The 17,372-nt window shown below is 46.8% G+C and carries 14 protein-coding genes and 1 tRNA gene; 5 read left to right on the forward strand and 10 right to left on the reverse strand.

Annotation, left to right across the window (positions count from 1 at the left end):
- Positions 1 to 193: 193 nt before the first annotated feature.
- The 4 genes from ACU37H_RS02095 to ACU37H_RS02110 form a co-directional block, all read right to left on the reverse strand.
- On the reverse strand, positions 194 to 1,426 hold the full coding sequence (locus ACU37H_RS02095) for a hypothetical protein (RefSeq protein ID WP_472702706.1): 1,233 nt from the start codon (positions 1,424 to 1,426) through the stop codon (positions 194 to 196).
- Positions 1,427 to 1,649: 223 nt separating this feature from the next.
- Positions 1,650 to 2,492 (reverse strand): endonuclease/exonuclease/phosphatase family protein, encoded by an 843-nt coding sequence (locus ACU37H_RS02100; protein WP_472702707.1) that lies wholly within the window; start codon positions 2,490 to 2,492, stop codon positions 1,650 to 1,652.
- Positions 2,493 to 2,511: 19 nt separating this feature from the next.
- Positions 2,512 to 3,582 (reverse strand): SGNH/GDSL hydrolase family protein, encoded by a 1,071-nt coding sequence (locus tag ACU37H_RS02105; protein ID WP_472702708.1) that lies wholly within the window; start codon positions 3,580 to 3,582, stop codon positions 2,512 to 2,514.
- A 150-nt stretch (positions 3,583 to 3,732) separates the two neighbouring features.
- The gene (locus ACU37H_RS02110; protein WP_472702709.1) at positions 3,733 to 4,479 is read right to left on the reverse strand and encodes a bestrophin-like domain; all 747 of its coding nucleotides are present in this window, start codon (positions 4,477 to 4,479) and stop codon (positions 3,733 to 3,735) included.
- 484 nt (positions 4,480 to 4,963) lie between these two features.
- Here ACU37H_RS02110 and ACU37H_RS02115 point away from each other — a divergent pair, with 484 nt between their 5' ends.
- The 3 genes from ACU37H_RS02115 (at position 4,964) to ACU37H_RS02125 (ending at position 7,489) form a co-directional block, all read left to right on the forward strand.
- Positions 4,964 to 5,158 carry a hypothetical protein gene (locus tag ACU37H_RS02115; RefSeq protein ID WP_472702710.1) on the forward strand — a complete coding sequence of 65 codons (195 nt, stop codon included), beginning with the start codon at positions 4,964 to 4,966 and terminating at the stop codon, positions 5,156 to 5,158.
- A gap of 137 nt (positions 5,159 to 5,295) precedes the next feature.
- Complete coding sequence (locus ACU37H_RS02120) at positions 5,296 to 6,540, forward strand: YcaO-like family protein (RefSeq protein ID WP_472702711.1); 1,245 nt, start codon at positions 5,296 to 5,298, stop codon at positions 6,538 to 6,540.
- 121 nt (positions 6,541 to 6,661) lie between these two features.
- Positions 6,662 to 7,489, forward strand: a complete 828-nt coding sequence (locus ACU37H_RS02125; RefSeq protein WP_472702712.1) for an MBL fold metallo-hydrolase — start codon at positions 6,662 to 6,664, stop codon at positions 7,487 to 7,489.
- A gap of 77 nt (positions 7,490 to 7,566) precedes the next feature.
- Here ACU37H_RS02125 and ACU37H_RS02130 read toward each other — a convergent pair.
- The 6 genes from ACU37H_RS02130 to ACU37H_RS02155 all read right to left on the reverse strand — a co-directional run bounded on the left by ACU37H_RS02130 (position 7,567) and on the right by ACU37H_RS02155 (position 14,724).
- Positions 7,567 to 7,637, reverse strand: a tRNA-Cys gene (locus ACU37H_RS02130).
- A gap of 7 nt (positions 7,638 to 7,644) precedes the next feature.
- A complete protein-coding gene (locus ACU37H_RS02135) occupies positions 7,645 to 7,956 on the reverse strand; it encodes a hypothetical protein (protein WP_472702713.1) in 312 nt (103 codons plus the stop codon).
- A 10-nt stretch (positions 7,957 to 7,966) separates the two neighbouring features.
- Entirely contained in the window at positions 7,967 to 8,176 is a 210-nt protein-coding gene (locus ACU37H_RS02140; protein WP_472702714.1) for a hypothetical protein, read from the reverse strand.
- Between the two features lie 16 nt (positions 8,177 to 8,192).
- Complete coding sequence (locus ACU37H_RS02145) at positions 8,193 to 10,037, reverse strand: arylsulfatase (protein ID WP_472702715.1); 1,845 nt, start codon at positions 10,035 to 10,037, stop codon at positions 8,193 to 8,195.
- Positions 10,038 to 10,060: 23 nt separating this feature from the next.
- Complete coding sequence (locus ACU37H_RS02150) at positions 10,061 to 11,617, reverse strand: RagB/SusD family nutrient uptake outer membrane protein (protein WP_472702716.1); 1,557 nt, start codon at positions 11,615 to 11,617, stop codon at positions 10,061 to 10,063.
- Between the two features lie 11 nt (positions 11,618 to 11,628).
- The gene (locus tag ACU37H_RS02155) at positions 11,629 to 14,724 is read right to left on the reverse strand and encodes a SusC/RagA family TonB-linked outer membrane protein (protein WP_472702717.1); all 3,096 of its coding nucleotides are present in this window, start codon (positions 14,722 to 14,724) and stop codon (positions 11,629 to 11,631) included.
- Between the two features lie 607 nt (positions 14,725 to 15,331).
- Here ACU37H_RS02155 and ACU37H_RS02160 point away from each other — a divergent pair.
- Both ACU37H_RS02160 and ACU37H_RS02165 read left to right on the forward strand, forming a co-directional pair.
- The gene (locus ACU37H_RS02160; protein WP_472702718.1) at positions 15,332 to 16,549 is read left to right on the forward strand and encodes a sterol desaturase family protein; all 1,218 of its coding nucleotides are present in this window, start codon (positions 15,332 to 15,334) and stop codon (positions 16,547 to 16,549) included.
- A gap of 192 nt (positions 16,550 to 16,741) precedes the next feature.
- Positions 16,742 to 17,341, forward strand: a complete 600-nt coding sequence (locus ACU37H_RS02165; protein ID WP_472702719.1) for a TetR/AcrR family transcriptional regulator — start codon at positions 16,742 to 16,744, stop codon at positions 17,339 to 17,341.
- The last annotated feature ends 31 nt before the right edge of the window (positions 17,342 to 17,372 follow it).

Genomic DNA, 17,372 nt, shown 5'->3' on the forward strand with positions numbered 1-17,372 from the left:
TATTATAAACGTGTGATTCTGAACAAAACCGCCCTGGAAAAATTTATGCACATCGCTCTACCGCTTTCATAATACTATTGAAAGCAATAAGAAAGCTGTATCAAAAGTGAGAAATTGACATCCGTCCGTGCCGGTATGCCCGCCTTCTCCTTTTTAATACAGCTTCTTTTATCAAAAAATTTTACAGAAAAAGTTACTTTTCCAAATCTACTGAAAGCACCTTGCTGTAACTCTTTCCACCATCGATATCTACCTGGGCAATGCGTATATACCATTTGCCATTAACGTCGACATCAGGACCATCTGCTTTGCTGCAAGACATGATTCCAAATACACCTACCAGCAGGGTCATAGCTAACCACTTCCTGTTTTTTCCGGAGCAGCACAACAATCCTGCTACCAAGCCCGCGCCTAACAAGGCGGCCATTGCCGGATGATCTGCGCTAAGGCTGAATTGATAATCGATCGGGGTGTCAGAATTGCCGTCTTGAGCCACAGATTTTACGGTACCGATCTCTTTGAATGTTTTGCCATCTAAAGAAGCTTCAACTACAAAATGATCATTGTTGGTTTCAGCCAGGGTTTGCCAGGTTACAGATAGTTCATTGTTCTTAACAGATGCGGCTATCTTTCCGAAAACAACAGGCAAGCTAAACGAAGAACATTCTGCCGGAATCGTCAGGCCCGGTGAACTGTAGTCCAGCTGCCAGTTGGATTGATCCATAAGTGCGGCCCTGATGGTAGCAGGAGTAGCTCCAGAGCCGATGCCCGAACAATTATTGAACTTTCCTGAACTAGGTGTTACGGTTCCATTAGTAGTCCCGGTGTAGAACGCATCTGTTCCTCCTGTTAATCCCGGTGGCATCAGCGAAGAATTGGGGCCCGTGGCAGAGCCCTGGTTCCAGTTGGCTGTGCTGCTGGTTTGCGCATAAAAATAGTTAAGGCCCGCGATCATGGTTAAACCGGTACCGGTAATCATACCATTAGAACTTTGAAAAGCAATTACCTGATCCCCAACATTGGATAAAGACAGACCATTGGCTGAAGATCCTTCTGTAAGCACCACGCTTCCGTTGGGAGTGGATTGGTCGTTATCAGGATTGTACACACTGGCCGTAAGCCCTAAGATAAATATTTCTGTTCCCGCTGGCAGCGCACTTCCACTTGTCCATGTTACGGTAGACTCTGTACTTCCCGCACCTTGCCAGGAGGAGCCTCCCTGGTATCCCCTGTCCGTAAAGCTGATCCGGGTTCCGGCATCAATGTCTCTTAGTAAGACAAAGGAAAATATATCTCCTGCACTGGCCGGGGGGTTAGAATTGTAACCGGTGAATGCCAGGTCGCCGGCGGTAAGTGTAGTTTGAGCTTTTACAAAGAAAGTAGTTAGCATTAATAGTGCTGTGAGCACTAAGTCATTTTTTTTCATGTTTAGTAGTTTAGAGGCCGGCAAAGAAAGGAGTAATCAGCAACCTGACAAACTATTCAACAAATAAAAAAAGTTTTATACGCCTTTTATACTAAAAACGATTAAGCGAATGTTATCAGCAACAGATCATTCACAAGTCATCTGTCAGCAACTTAAAAGAAGGTAAGCCTCTAATTAGAGCTCTATACTTTAACCATTATGCTTCAGCTTCATCACCCGGTTACTATTCGGTGATAATCACATCAGCGATAACCGGCAGGTGGTCCATGTCGTTCAACCGGGTATAGGGAGCCGACACTTTCATGATCTTAATATTTTTGCTGGTGATGATGTTGTCGATATGTCGATTGGGGCCGTCTTTCATCCGGTCCAGCGCTACGCCGCCCGAAGCCGTAACAAACCACCCCTGGTGCCCGCCATTAGCGATATTGAAGCCAGCGGCAGGGAAGCGTAATATTTCAGCGTCTGAAGAATTGGTATCGCCGAAACAAATGAAATACTCATATTTTTTCAATTCAGTAATCAGGGCATCCAGGGCCGCCGCATGTCCCTTCGCCTGCCAGGGAATATGTGTGGAAATAATTTTTACGGTCTTCTCTCCCAACTTCAGATCCGCGATCAACGCATAGTAATCTTCAAACCAATATTTCTGCCGAAGATGGGTAAGATGATAATGGGTAGCAATACCATTATAGATCCAGGTGTGCTCGTCGCCAAAATAAATATTATTATAATAAGGCTTTAGCAGCTCATCCGAAGCTATGAATGTGCTATCCTGGTCAAAATACCGATTCCACTCCTGAACAGCTAAAATGTCGAGACTTTGCTCGCCGATCCAGCTTTTCCAGTTTAGCAGTTCCTGCCGGATGAATTTGCCGGTCACTATGGTATCTTTAGGATATTGGGCTTTTCCGCGCACTTCCAGTCCACCCTTCATTCCCTGATTAAAATGCCCGACATTGTAGGTACCTACTCTTAATTTAACAGGAAAGGGATGTGAAGATTGCGCTGCTGCGTTGCATGCAGCACAGATGCATGCCATTAAAAAAAACAGATTATTTCTCATATTTTTCTATCAGTGATCATTAGTCTAAAATCGGTGTAATGGCCGGTTCGATGACCTGAAGCATCCGGTCAAACCCAATATCGTTGGGATGTGTGCCGTCTGTTGTTCCTTCATGATCTTTGCCCAGCAGGTTGTCGCCCGGGATGAAATAAAGGTTTTCAACGCCCTCGCGTAATAGTTTTTGGTACTCTTGTCGTGCATTGTCATTTTGGCGCTGCACATACTGCTTCACTCCTGTGTCGAAATTACCGTTCTCGCGCACGACGCTCTGGATCATAATGATCGGCGCATCCGGGTGCCTGGCTCTGATAGCTTTGACCATATAATTAGTTCTTTCGGCAATCTGTTCAGGCGAAGGATTCGCAAAGCAATCAAGTATAAAAGCATCGGCCGGTATAGTGGCGACCATATCAGCTACTTCTTTTTCCATTTTACCGCTCCCGCTCAACCCGAGGTTGATAAAATGGATACCCATGCGCCTGGAAAGCCTTGCGGGATAGGCCATTCCGGGCCTGCTGGCTGATGCGCCCTGCGTGATACTTGATCCGTAGATCACGACGCGTTTGCTAAAAGGGTCAGCGCCGGAAGCGATCCGGTAGCTGCTATCGATCCCAATAGAAAGGCTTGTTATCTCGTCGTACAAAGGCAGGTATAGCAGGCATTCTTTCTCTCCTGGTTCCATATCCTTGACCATCACAAATTCGTTGCAGACGCCGCCGGGTCTGCCAACGCCTGCAAACTCCCACCGCCCGTTCCTTTTAATGTACAGATCCAATCCCTTGCTCGCGATAGCAGTCATGTTATTGCCTGTCTTAGCGCTGCTGACGCACCATTTGGCTGCAATGCGCGGACTGTTGGTAGTAAAGCTGATGACCAGTCCTGCGCTGTGTGTCAGCAGCCTTTTAATGCCGGCAGAGAAGCCCGGGTGGGCGCTGGTATCAATACGATGATAATTCTGCAAAGGAAACGCCTGTCCGATCCGCTTCAGCGAAGCAGCATCGGTATAGACCAGTGGGGCGTTCCGGCCGGGTTGAGCATGCAGCAACAATGAGTGAAAACTACAGGCCGTCAGAAATAATATCTTCCACATATAATTATGATTTGATTAAGGGGCTTTGAAAATGCTTTGTCTGCATTTCCTGACAGCAATGTCAACATCGAACGGAAAACAATATACAAAATCTATCGGGCCGCCTGGTTTGCAAAGATTCTTTAAAGCCCGTTTCCTCCGGTATGCTCGCTATTGGCTTTTGATAAACTCATAAGCGGCCTGCAGGTGATGATATTGTGGCCGGATCAGGCCAATCCTTGGATTGTTGAGATCGCTGATGACCAGCATCGTGAGCGAGATCGTAACAAAATAAATGATCGGCACCAGGTAATGAATACGGCTTCTTATCCCGTTCATAAAACCGACCAGTAATGCGATAAGCCATGATACTACGATCAATAATACCATGATAAATACCGGCGTCCGTTCATAGTTGGCATAGGCGTACAAGGTAACAGCCTCCATGATTTGCGCGAAATAATCGGCAATCTTATTGGCGGTGGCGGCCTGCTCGGGGGTGGCCTGGGCTTTGAAGGCCCTTAGCCTTACCCAGTAAGCATCACTTAATTTTTTGGCCTTACCAAAGGTGGTCACATCGCCTGTTTGTTCGTAAGCCAGCTGGCTATGTAAAAAGGCCGTCAGCATAGTTTGTGTATAGCGGTGCATCGAATCGGGCAGCTCCCGGCTGTAACGATACAACATATCAATATTGTTGACTTCGCGATGCAGATTGGCTGACCGCTCTTTGTGGGCATTACCGGCTTGTAAAAAAGTAAAGGAAATGATCAGACCGAAAATACTGATAATGGCATTTTCTACACCTGAATGTTCCCAGCTGCGCTTCTTTTGATAAACATGGCCATACCGGAGGCCGAGCATTAAAAACACGAATAGCAGCAGCACATAAGGCACCATCCACCACAGGGAGTTCAGCATGGTATCAATCGGTTTAGATTTTAGTCAATGATTTAGAGGATATTTCCAACCGAATATACAAAATGATCCCCTATTGCGAATGGGTGTGAGAAGGAAGTGTAATAAAAGAATGCCAGGAATCCATAAATAATGTTCCTTGTATCTTAAAGCGATCACTTATAAGAGAATAAAAGTCGGTCAACGCTTGAAGCGGAAGGAATGAAAAATGAACGCGACGCACTCACGAAAAAGCAAAAAATGGGTCCGTTCGTTCGAGTATTCGCGGCTCTATCGGGCAGTGAATTCAGGAATAACTTCTAACCTCGTAAAGATTGGAGCTGCTGAGCCGGGAAGCAAACGGCAACGCTAAGACAATGACGGCGCCTCAGAACTTTCAACATGGGGCAGATCGGTGTCAAAAAAAATTATTCGCTGTATATTACTGGAATTGAAATAATTACTTAATTTCAAACACCCGAAATTAATCACCTCAAACCAAAAAATCATGGGACAAACAGGAAAGTCTTTATTATCATGGGAAGGTAAGGTTGCTGACCATCCTAAACCTTTCGGACAAACCACTCAGATTACAGAGCATGTCAAAATCGAAGACCTTATCGAAGTCGAAAAAAACATTCTTAACCTGCTGGAATCATTAGACGAAAAGATCTCAAAGCTGGAAGAAAATAAACAGAAGTAAGTAACGACAAGCAAGAGAGGATTACATGGTACAGGACCCAATTTGACAGGTGAGGTCCCGCGGCTTCTTTTGTCATTTAAGTAACGGGCACATCCCTGTACATTGTTTATCACTGATCCACTTTAACTGATTGCATTATGAGCCCTATTCCCATAGAAAGATCCTATTCCCTGGAAGCTGCTGAAGCTGCATTGATACAGGAGCTTGACCGGCTAGGGTATCATTATGAATTTGAGTTAGCGGGGAGCAGTATTCACACTTCGAAATGTGTTATTACTGACAAAAAAAGCGGTGGCTTTTGTGCGTCGGGAAATGGTAAAGGATCGCTACAAGCCTCACGCATCGGGAGCTTGTTTGAAGCAACGGAACATTTATTTTCGCGTCATGATCTGATCCCTTCGGATCAGCTTACTTACATAAATAGCCTGGATTTTTGTCGCAACAACCCGATGTGTAACACCCTTCCCTTAGCAACTCTAAACACTCCGAATCCTACCAAAATCCCTTTTCTTAAATACCAGGCGGTGCATGGAACGCAAAGTTGCTATTATCCTCTGGCGCTGTCTTGTCCGGGCTACATCGACGCGCTCCTGAAAAACGATGGTTTGAAACAGCAGGATACATTCAACTATCGGCGCCTGGAACAATACTCGTCTAATTCAGGAACAGCCATCGGCATGAATGCCGAAGAAGCGATCATTCATGGACTCCTGGAATGTATTGAAAGGACGTCTTTGTCCGGATTCCTCACCACTACATTTCTGCTTAACAGGAAAGACCGGCTTCGAATCGTTGATCCGCAGGGTTTGCCGGAACAGGTGGCGGCGGTCTTTCATCAAACCATGAAAGAGCTGAAAAGCAATTTAGTTATCGTAGAAATGCCCAATCAGTTTGGTATTCCAGCTTATTGCACCTGGATGGAGCAGGATGAATTTGAAATCGGGATAGCCGGCTACGGCTGCTCTCTTTCGATTGATCATGCCATCCTCAGAAGTTTATACGAGGTGGCTCAGTACTTTTTGTTGAGCAAGCATATTTTTGGATTTGATTGGCTCCGGAACAAAAGCGAAAAAACGTTACAACAATTAGAAGGGCTTCCTTTGCATCAGGATTGTGCCCGCTTTGATTTGAGATCAAAATTCAAGCAGCTGGGTTGCGAAGTGGTTGGCTATCAAAAGCTACCCCGGGTCGATTTCAGCCTCGACCCTACTGAATATCTTGCCCAACTAACGGATATTATTTATCGTCATGGTCAGATCCCCTTCGCCACTCAGCTCAACACCATTGGCTCGGGGATCCAGGTCTTTCATACTTTTGTCACGGGAGAAGACAGGTTCTTCAACGTAACCAACGGAAAATCAACTTTTCCCGCCATTTTATAAATATCACAGCTACAAAATCGCGAACAAAAACCAGGGCTTCGCTGTTTGCTACAGTATCCCCGGTTAAACAGGCAGCTTTCGCCGTATCCTGATTATTTAAATAAAATTGATATTTTGCAGCATGACCAGCCTCTATCTCACTTCACTGAATTCCGGCAGTAATGGCAATTGCTATTATATAGCTAATGATCAGGAAGCGGTATTAATCGATGCCGGCCTGTCCTGCCGCGAGACGGAGAAAAGGATGGACCGGCTGGGGCTTGCCATGAATAAAGTGAAAGCCATATTTATCTCGCATGAACATGATGATCATATTCGCGGACTGGAGGTGTTGTCCCGGAAACATCAGCTACCGGTGTACATATCTTCCGACACCTTGCGCCATGCAGGGCTAAGGCTCGATCCGCAGCTGGTGAAACCCTTGAGTACCGCCACCCCTGCCCGGATCGGGTCGCTCGTGGTGAAAGCTTTTCAGAAATTTCATGATGCGGCAGACCCGCATAGCTTCACGGTGGAGAACGACCATACCTGTATCGGTATTTTTACAGACATCGGAAAGGTTTGTGATAATATCAGCATGCATTTTAAGAGATGCCACGCTGCCTTCCTGGAAGCGAATTATGATGAAGCATTGCTGGAGAACGGCCGCTATCCCTACCATCTTAAAAGAAGGATCCGCGGCGGACGTGGCCATTTGTCTAATAAAGAAGCGCTGGACCTGTTCCTGTCTTGCAGACCGGCGCACATGAGTCATTTATTTTTGTCGCATCTTTCTGCCGACAATAATCATCCCGACCTGGTGCGTGATCTTTTCCACAGCCACGCAACGTCGACCCATATCGAGATCGCATCGCGCTACCAGGAAACCGCACTGTATGCTATTTCCGGCGCGCCCTCTTCATTGACTATCACCGTACCATTGAGGCTGCAGCAGCTGAGCCTGTTTTAATGGACTCAACCCGTGTGCGGATACGGTTGCACGTTTGCCTTTATTTGATCAACATTAAAGAAGCGCTTATCATGTTGACGCCACGGAAGGAATCGAACCTTCGTAAAAGGTGTTGCAGACCTCTGCCTGACCACTCGGCCACGTGGCTCTCTTTATTACATCTTGAGAATCAGTTGGCGGTCCTTCACTTTCTTTACATGAAACTGAATTGCGGGCTGGTCTTTGTATTCAATAAAGACCCTGAAGGGCGGATGTCCCCAGGCTTTGAAGCGAAAAGACCCGTCTCGCTCGCTCAGCGCTTCTTCCATGCCCTTAGCGGTATATATCAGCGCGCTTTTGACCGGCGCCCTGTTGTCTTTGTCCACCACCAATCCTTCGATCAGGTAATGACCGGGACGACGCTCGCTGTTGATCATGCAGGAGTATAAAACGACCGAACTGAAAAGAAGAATATATTTTAAAATCATAACCTGTAATTTATTTTTGATCGTTTCGTAGCAACGTTACTCTGGTTTCGGGTGCAGGTGTTTTCCCAAAACGCGGAGGCGGCTTCATGCAACATGATAGCGCATGGTAAGCACCACCGGTATTCCGTTTGCCAGGAATGGTGTAAGCGCCTGAAAGCATTGCCAGCACGATCATCCAGCGAAGCTTCCATATGATCTTCAGGGTATTCATGATATCCATATGCAGGATTTTAAATTTATCGCACAGGACCTTGCTCCTTACTGCCATTGGGATGATGTATGAGCTTATTATTGACATCATACCGGTCGATCAACGGATAGAGCCGGTTCTTTTCCGCCTGCTCATCAAATAATTGCTTCAGCTCTTTTAATTTCTGCGGATACTTTTTAGCGAGGTCTGTCCGCTCGTTAAAATCCTCATTTAAATTATACAAGGTCCAGACATCATCTTCATAGCTGGTTTTAGGAATCGACTTATCCTTTGCAAAGTGAAAGTCAATAGCATCGGGGCTGTGCGCAGCACCGGCCTTCCAGCCATCTTTATAGATGGCGCGCGAACCGAAAATGTAATAATGTTGAAGCGTATGCCTGGAGGCTGCCGTAGCATTGTTCAGGGAGTAGGCTAAGGATGTGCCCTGAATGGTATCCTGCCGAATGCCCCGGATGGTCTCAGGTGCAGAGATGCCGGCTATTTCCAGTGTGGTCGGCAGGATATCGATCACATGTCCGTATTGATTACGGATGCCGCCCTTGTCTTTTATAAGCCTGGGATAATACACAATGAGTGGATTGTGGGTTCCGCCCTCTGACTGCGCATCCTGCTTCCAGTCTTTGAACGGGGTGTTGGTGGCCTGTGCCCAACCTAAAGGATAATTGGTCTTGGCTGCCGCGGTGCCGATTGAGTCCGTCCACTGAAGATTTTGCCTCAGGTACGTCTCTTCATCGGTGTTGGATACATTATTTTTTTCAGGGAGGATGACGCCATCAGCAGTACCTTCTTTGCTGGCGCCATTGTCGCCTACTATCACATAGATCAGTGTATTTTCTTCTAGCCCGCTTTCCCTTAAATAATTGACCAGCCTGCCGATCTGGTAATCGGTATAGGTGAGATACCCGGCATACACTTCGAAAAATCTTGCGAACAACTTCTTTTCTTCAGAAGAAAGGCTATTCCAGGCTTTCACTCTTTTGTTACGCTCGGGTAGTTGCGCGTATGAAGGAATGACCCCCAACTTTTTCTGATTGGCTAATACTTTTTCCCGGTACACATCCCAGCCTTCATCAAACTTTCCTTTATACGGATCGCTCCAGTATTTATCCACCTGGTGCGGCGAGTGGGTAGCGCCGGGTGCGTAGTACAGGAAGAAGGGCTTATCCGGCGCATTCTTTTTTTGTCTTTGCATGTAAAAGATAGCCTTATCGGTGATCTGTTCGTTCAGATGCCTTCCATCAGGCGCTACATGCTCATTGTCGTTTACCAGGTCAGGCTGATACTGATCGGTAGCAGATCCGAGGAATCCAAAAAAATGTTCAAATCCTTTCCCGACAGGCCATCTGTCAAACGGGCCGGCGTCGGTAGCCTCTTCATCCGGTGTGATTCCATATTTACCAACGGCGAAAGTGTTATATCCATTATCCCGCAGAATTTCTGCGATGGTTCCGCTGGAGGAAGGAATTCTTCCGTCCCAGCCCGGAAACCCTGCTGACATGCGGATATGCGAGAACCCGCCCACGTGCACAAAGTGGCTGTTCCTGCCGGTTAACAAAGCAGACCGTGTAGGCGCACAAATAGCAGCAGTGTGAAAATTGGTGTAGCGAAGCCCGTTATTGGCCAGTCTTTCCAGCGCAGGCGTATGTATGAGGCCCCCAAATGCGCTCGCAGCGCCGTAGCCCACATCATCCAATAATATTAAAATGATATTGGGTGCCTCCTTGGGCGCTTTGGTTACCGGCGCCCACCACTCCCGGGACTCCTGTAAGGTCTTGCCGATCTTACCCTGGAAGGTGGATGGATCCGATTGAGCTTTTGCATTTTGAATGACAAAAGCAGTGATGCTGATGGTGAAGAGCTTTCTTAACATAATGTAGCGGTTTAATGTTTTTATTATTGCCATCCCGGGTTTTGATGGCCCTGCAACAGTTTATTATTATCGATCTCTGATTGAGGAATTGGATATAGATAATTCTTTTCAGTTCCGTTGGTTTTACCAACGGCATACAATGATTTCAACAAGATGCCATTACCGCTGGCATCTTTCTGCCTGATCAGATCGAACCATCGCTGGTACTCAAATACGAGCTCGAGCCTTCTGTCGAGATAAACAGAATCCCTGAACTGATCTTTGGTTAAACCTGCTGTGAGCGCGGGCAATCCGGCTCTCGCCCGCACCCGGTTCAATGATTGATAGGCTTTGGTGGTGGGCCCGTTCAGCTCGTTCTCGGCTTCCGCGTGGATGAGCAGCAGATCTGCATATCGGATAATAGCCACATTGGAAGCGGATTCGGATAGTGTTGCCTGCGCATCCGGATCCCATAGTTTATTAAAGAATGGTGTAGAGTCCTTTGGTACCGCGGGATTGTTGATGGGCAAAGCGTACCTTTTACCGTTGGTCGGGCTGGTGAAAAACCGGACGAAGGTGACATCGCGTCTTTTGTCTGCAGGCTGATACATTTTATAAATGCTGTAAAAATTGTCATCGCCTTTTTTATAAAACCGGACCATGTGCGCATAGTTTCCTCTCAGCCCCGGCACGCCGCTAAGAATCGTTCTTGATGTTTCACTATTTCCCTGTCCTAACGAATTAGACTTAAATTGTGCGCTGAAAATATGTTCCACACCGTTTTTAAAAGCGGGGAGAAAAACCCGCTCGTATTGCTCCACAAGGTCATACCCATACGTTCCCGTGCCTCCGTCTTTAGGACTTAGCGCCTCTTCAGCGATCTTCACTGCGGCCGCGTATTTGGATGTTATCTTCAAAGGCAGCGACGCTTCTGTGAGGTATACCTTTGCCAGCAAAGCCCTGGCAGCGCCCGCTGTTGCCCTTCCTATATCAGTGCCTGAATATCCCGCCGGCAACACAGCGGCAGCTTCCTGTAAATCCTTTTCGATCTGGGCATAGACCTCCTGTGCAGAAGCGCGCGCGATGGCATACTCGCCCGGAGTGACGTATGTCTGGTAGGTCGTGATCAGGGGAACGCCGCCATATAACCTGACCAGGTTGAAATAATAGAGCGCCCGCAGAAACTTGGCTTCATGGATCAACCGCTCACGCAGGTTGGCGTCAAAATCAATTTTCGGAATTTTATCCAGGGCAACATTGGCCTTCCTGATCGCTGCATAGTGCTGCTGCCAGATCTCATAAATGCGGAGATTGGAAGAAGAGGCTGACTGCACGGAAAGCGAGCGCACATCGGCATTGGTCGCGCCCGGGCCGGGATCTTCATCATCACTTCCCATATTCATTCCCGTGTTGAATAAAGTATTGTAAGGTGTTTGTCCGCCTGAATTCAGCAAAAAATAAACGGCGTTGACCGCGGCTATCGCATCTGCCTGCGTTTTATAGAACTGGTCTTCGGATATAAAAGACCCCGGCTCCTCTTCCAGGAATTTGTTGCATGATAGCAAAAGGAGCGTGAGACTGAAGAAAACTAAGTATTTCATTTTGTTTCAGATTATAAAGTGAGTACGAGTCCAAGTTGTATGGATTTGCTGTTCGGGTATACCCCGTTGTCAATGCCTTTGGAGATCAACGATTGATTATTGACACTTACTTCCGGGTCGTACCCGGTATACTTTGTCCACGTAACTAAATTCTGCGCGGAGCCATAGACTTTGAGCGATTTGATACCGCTGTTACCGAAAGCCTTTCTACGAAATGTGTAGCTTAAAGAGATATTTTTTAAGCGCAGGTAAGAAGCGTCTTCGATAAACCGATCGGATATGGTAGCTGCCGGATCCTGGTAAGCCGCTTTCACATCAGTCCGGGTGTTTGAGGGTGACCACCGGTCTAACAATGCTGTAGATCCATTGGTGTAACCTGTGGCCAATTCCAGGTTATTCCGGTTTTGATTATATATTTTTCCTCCAACAGAAGTTTGCAGAAAGAAGGAAAAATCAAAGTCTTTAAAAGAAAAATTGTTCGTCAATCCGGCAGTAAAATCCGGTTGGTTGGATATGACTACCCGATCCTCTGCCTGGGTGATCAATCCATCGCCGTTAATATCTTTATATTTCTGTCCACCCGGATTTTTATTTTGCTGGGGGGTAAGCGGTGCATCGCCCGCCTGTATAACGCCATCCGTCTGGTAAGCGATAAAAGATCCTACGGGATACCCCACCTTGATAATAGAAGGTTGAGCGATATTAGGTATGATCTGCTCCAGGCCATCGCTTAAGGCCACGACTTCGTTGATATTTTTAGAAAACACCCATCCCGTCTTCCAGGACAAAGGGCCCTGGAGATTCACAGAATGAAGCGCCAGCTCTATCCCCTTATTGGTGACCACACCTATGTTTTGATAGATCGTCGCTGCCTGCCCCCCGGTAAGCACAGCCAGGCCGGAAGTGCCGGGAACAGTGAGATCCAGCAAAAGATCGGAGGTTCTCTTATAATAATAATCCGCCACCAAAGTCAGGCGGTTATCCAATACCGCCAGGTCGATCCCTCCATTAAGCTGGAATGTTTTTTCCCAGCTGAGATTCGGGTTGGGAACGGTCACCGGCGCATATCCATGAACAGTGGCATTTGAAAAATTGTACCTGAAGTAAGCCAACTGAGAAAGCGATTGATAGGCCGGGATACTTTGGTTGCCGGTTGTTCCTGCGCTCAGGCGGAGTTTCAGCTGCGAAAACAGCGTATTGTCTTCCAGGAATTTTTCATTCCGGATATTCCACGCAAACGCTGCGGAAGGAAAATACCCCCACTTGTTATTAGCACCGAATTTGGAAGATCCGTCCGCACGGAAGGAGACCGTAAACAGATACCGGGAATCATAGATATAATTGAGGCGGCCCAGGTAGGAAGCGAGCGCCCAGCTCACATACGAGGAAGCGGGCGTGCGGCTCGTAATACCATTTCCAATATTATGATAAGAGGTTTCGTCCGTAGCAAATCCTGCCGCTTCTGCGATCGCACCTTCTGTTACCGATCGCTGCGCCATGAAGCCGGCGACAGCGTTGATCTGGTGTTTATCATGGATCGTTTTATCATAACTAAGTGTATTTTCGTTTAACCAGTTTAAGGTGTTCAGCGTGCCTATCTGGGCGAGCCCCTGCAGGTTCAGTCCTTCTGCTGTCGTATTGGGCAGGTAGCGGTTTTGCTTATTATCGACCAGGTCTGCCCCTACCAGCACTTTCGCCTTCAAATCATCGGTCAGCTTGTACTCTGCAGACACATTTCCTAAGAAACGATTGATATTATTTTCGTTGAGCTGATTGTACAAAGAGTTGATGGGATTTTGCAGGGAAGACTCGAAAGGGCTGTACAGGATAAAGCTTCCGTCATCCTGGTAGACGGGTAGCGAAGGTGGCGTCAGCAATAAGTTACCGACAACTGCTGTGGGAGCAATATAGGCCTTCGACCTGCTAAACAGCATACTCGCTGTCACGTGCAGGCGGTCATTGTAATCATGCTCTACATTCAACCTTCCGGATAATCTTTTAAAATCGGTATTCTGCAAAATACCCTGCTGATCAAAATAGCTTAACGATAATGCCAGCCGCGTCCTGGCCGTTCCCATTGTAAGCGCCAGGCTGTGGTTTTGCAGGGGCGCCCTGCGGAAAGCCGCCGCCTGCCAGTCTGTACCGGCTCCTGAAGTATCCAGCTCATACCCGATCGTGGCCGGCAGCGACGCCGTCTTACCGGAATTGGCTGCAGCATCTTTACGCAGCGCCCACCATTCTGCAGCGTTTAATAGCGGGATCGTTTTCGTCACTTCCTGGATGCCGTAATACGCATCATACGTAATAGCGCTTCTGTTCTTCGCTCCTTTTTTTGTGGTGATGATCACTACGCCGTTTGCACCGCGGGAACCGTAAATGGCAGTGGCTGAAGCATCTTTCAATACGTCAATATTTTCAATATCGGAAGGATTGATGGTTGAAAGCGGGTTGATGGCAGAGCCTGTATTCACGCCGGCGTCCACCAGGCCATAATCAGTGTTAACCGGGAAGCCATCAATTACATACAGGGGATTACTTCCTGCATTGATGGAATTATTACCCCGGATCTGCACACTTACGCCACCGCCCGGTTGTCCGCTGGTTTGCGTCACCTGCACACCTGACACAGCCCCCTGCAGCAGGCGCTCTACGGAAGATACGGGCTGATCTTTGACCGCCTGCGGAACAGAAGCCACCGCTCCGGTTACATCACTTTTTTTCTGTGTGCCATAGCCTACCACCACGACTTCGGACAGATCCTGGTTGACCGGCTCTAAAGCAATACGTACAGGAAGGGAATCAGTTACTTCAACTTCTTTAGACTTATATCCTACAAAGCTTATGATCAGTACGTAGGGAATGGATTGCCCGGTTTTCAGCTTGAATTGTCCTTTCTTATCAGTAGAAGTCTGGTTGGTCGTTCCTTTGATATTCACGGTGGCGCCGTCCAGCGGATGTTTGTCAGCACTATCGAACACCGACCCATCCAGGATCGAATTGATCAACGGCTGCGGCTCATCCTGCGCCCGGGCAGCGTGCTGAGCCAGTAATACAATAAGCATGAAGCAAAAAACCTTCACCGGTTTTTTGAAATAGAAATGGATCATGATGATAATCATTAAGCGCACTCTGCTATGGAGTGCTATTTTGAGATGAGATGTAAAAAAGAGGTGCCGGGGATCAGCTACAACAGCAACGGCATGTAGACACAGCAGTTGCCGACAGGACTTTTAAAGTGCACATCACATGGGGTGAAAGATCATCATAGCAGGCTAATTGCAAAGGAATTTGCGTTTTTTTCATACCTTTAATTTGTTAAGAAAAATGAATTAATATGTTGTCACAGATGTATTAAAAAACTTAACATCTTCGGAAGCGTTGCCGCGCTTCCGTTTTTTGTTGAAGCTGTTTTGAGAATGATTAAGAGCGTGAGATACCGGCTACCACAGGAACCATGAAAAGCCAGCGCGAGCGCGCTTTAACATCGGTCTGCACGGGCCATCCCTTGTAATACTGTTACCGTATTTTTTGCTACAGTCGACATGTTGAAATGATTACTTCGGTTTAGTGATTGTGTAAATGATAATGCAAAATTAGAAACATCTTTTAGTCTACCAAATAAATAGACTAATATTTTTTGAAAAAATTTTCCCGCTATTTTTGCATGGTCTATAAAACAAGTAGACAAACAAAACCGATTAAAACCCCTCCTCTATGCAGTTCAATTTTATCGCCTTCGCTATACCGCTGTTTCTCTTTTTTATTGCCTGGGAATATTACTACACCAGGAGAAGCGGTAAAAATTTTTATCAATATGCCGAATCTGTTGCCAACATCAACGTGGGCATTGCAGAAAGATTGCTGGACGTCCTCACGACCGGGTTATTTTTTTACCTCTTCGACTATGTATACCGGAACTACGCTTTGTTTGATATCAAGGCCGGCCCTGTTACCTGGATCGTGTTGTTCTTATTAACCGATCTTGTGTGGTATTGGTACCACCGGCTGGCCCATGAGATCAATATTTTCTGGGCGGCGCATGTGGTGCACCATCAAAGCGAAGATTTTAACTATACCGTCTCTGCCCGCATCACCGTTTTCCAGGCGGTGATACGAAGTGCGTTTTGGTGCGTGCTCCCCTTCCTGGGATTTCCCCCGCTCATGATTTCGACCCTGCTGCTGATACACGGGCTATATCCTTTTTTTATACACACACAGGCCCTTGGCAAATGGGGATGGCTTGAAATCATATTGGTAACGCCCACACATCACGGCATACATCATGCATCAAACCCTGAATACCTGGATAAAAATTACGGCGATGTGCTGATCATTTGGGACAAACTATTTGGGACTTTCGCAAAAGAAGATCAACGCATCACCATCCAGTACGGACTGACTCAACCGTTGAAAAGCCACAGTTTTCTATGGCAGCATTTTCATTTTGCACTTGAAATCATCTGGAATTGCTACTATGCCAAAGGCTGGCGTGGCAAATGGCGGACGCTGTTTGGTAAGCCTGATGACCTTGACCCAAGATACCGTGCGCTTCTGGAGCGCCAACTCCTTAGGTACAAGAAAACAAAGAGTGCTCCTACTCCGGCGATGAGACGCTATGTTTCTTTCCAGACAGCGCTTTCGTTAGTGGTATTATTCCTCGTATTGTTATTAGAGCACTATTTATCCGCGACATCGATCTTGCTGTTCTCCACGTTTATCATGATCAGCCTGATCAACAGCGGAGCCATATTGGATCAAAGAAGCTGGATCACTTACCTGGAGATCGACCGTGGCTGCCTGCTGTTTATAGCTCTTTATTATTTTTTCCCTTCCCAGTTCACCGCTATGCTCCTCGTGGCCTTTCTTATCATTGGCATTACCTACTTAAGCGATATCAAGAAATTTTATCTGCAGGTGCTGTACAACAGGTAGCACATGCAACGGCTGGTTACGGATACCTCAAACGTTGTATCGCTTCCGCAAGTTCTTATTCACGCCGACCTCAAGAGAGACTGCAGGTTCTGCTCTTTACCCTGGATCTTTATCATGGCTTTTTAGGAGGAATACAAAATTTTAACACCTGTAAAACATACCATATAGAATGTTTTTAATATATTTGCAGGCATGGATCAGAAGCTGAAGTCTGAACAAAGCAGGCAAATCATTACTGACGCTGCGTTTCAGTTGTTCTACAAAAAGGGCTTCCACGCGACCAGCATCAATGATATCATGCAAAGCACTCCATTGTCTAAAGGAGCGTTTTATCATCATTTCGCAAACAAGGAAGAGGTAGGCGTGGCGGTAATTTCTGACACGGTCTACAGGCGCATCTACGATAACATGATCGCGCCATTATATGACGACAAAAGCAGCATAGATATCTTAAAGAACGTCTTTTCCAGGCGTATCCGATCTTTCTCAAAAGAAGAAAAGAAATTAGGCTGTCCGCTCAATAACCTCATCAATGAAATTGGCAACGGACAACGCGCCTATCAGATAGCGCTAAGAAGAATTATAGAAGAGTGGAAAGCAGCCCTGGTAGCCCTGATTGAACGGGGAAAACGAGCCGGAGAGCTCCGTAAGGACATCGTTCCTCTTTCAGTTGCCGTGTACCTGATCAGTGCCTTTGAAGGCATCAGAGGTATCGGGAAACTGTATGACGGCAACCAGATCTTTGATGACTACGTGTCCGCTTTGAAAACATACATTCATTCATTGAATTAAACCGGGACAGGTAAACTGCCTCAACCGGCCA

Source organism: Niabella sp. ZPM-14 (assembly GCF_055693045.2).

What these genes read in the sequence shown, in the direction of transcription:
- ACU37H_RS02140 (WP_472702714.1), bottom strand. Translation starts at nt 8,176, where the DNA reads ATGGATATCATGAATACCCTGAAGATCATATGGAAGCTTCGCTGGATG.
- ACU37H_RS02125 (WP_472702712.1), top strand. Translation starts at nt 6,662, where the DNA reads ATGACCAGCCTCTATCTCACTTCACTGAATTCCGGCAGTAATGGCAAT.
- ACU37H_RS02095 (WP_472702706.1), bottom strand. Translation starts at nt 1,426, where the DNA reads ATGAAAAAAAATGACTTAGTGCTCACAGCACTATTAATGCTAACTACT.
- ACU37H_RS02150 (WP_472702716.1), bottom strand. Translation starts at nt 11,617, where the DNA reads ATGAAATACTTAGTTTTCTTCAGTCTCACGCTCCTTTTGCTATCATGC.
- ACU37H_RS02155 (WP_472702717.1), bottom strand. Translation starts at nt 14,724, where the DNA reads ATGATCCATTTCTATTTCAAAAAACCGGTGAAGGTTTTTTGCTTCATG.
- ACU37H_RS02100 (WP_472702707.1), bottom strand. Translation starts at nt 2,492, where the DNA reads ATGAGAAATAATCTGTTTTTTTTAATGGCATGCATCTGTGCTGCATGC.
- ACU37H_RS02105 (WP_472702708.1), bottom strand. Translation starts at nt 3,582, where the DNA reads ATGTGGAAGATATTATTTCTGACGGCCTGTAGTTTTCACTCATTGTTG.
- ACU37H_RS02145 (WP_472702715.1), bottom strand. Translation starts at nt 10,037, where the DNA reads ATGTTAAGAAAGCTCTTCACCATCAGCATCACTGCTTTTGTCATTCAA.
- ACU37H_RS02135 (WP_472702713.1), bottom strand. Translation starts at nt 7,956, where the DNA reads ATGATTTTAAAATATATTCTTCTTTTCAGTTCGGTCGTTTTATACTCC.
- ACU37H_RS02115 (WP_472702710.1), top strand. Translation starts at nt 4,964, where the DNA reads ATGGGACAAACAGGAAAGTCTTTATTATCATGGGAAGGTAAGGTTGCT.
- ACU37H_RS02165 (WP_472702719.1), top strand. Translation starts at nt 16,742, where the DNA reads ATGGATCAGAAGCTGAAGTCTGAACAAAGCAGGCAAATCATTACTGAC.
- ACU37H_RS02120 (WP_472702711.1), top strand. Translation starts at nt 5,296, where the DNA reads ATGAGCCCTATTCCCATAGAAAGATCCTATTCCCTGGAAGCTGCTGAA.
- ACU37H_RS02110 (WP_472702709.1), bottom strand. Translation starts at nt 4,479, where the DNA reads ATGCTGAACTCCCTGTGGTGGATGGTGCCTTATGTGCTGCTGCTATTC.
- ACU37H_RS02160 (WP_472702718.1), top strand. Translation starts at nt 15,332, where the DNA reads ATGCAGTTCAATTTTATCGCCTTCGCTATACCGCTGTTTCTCTTTTTT.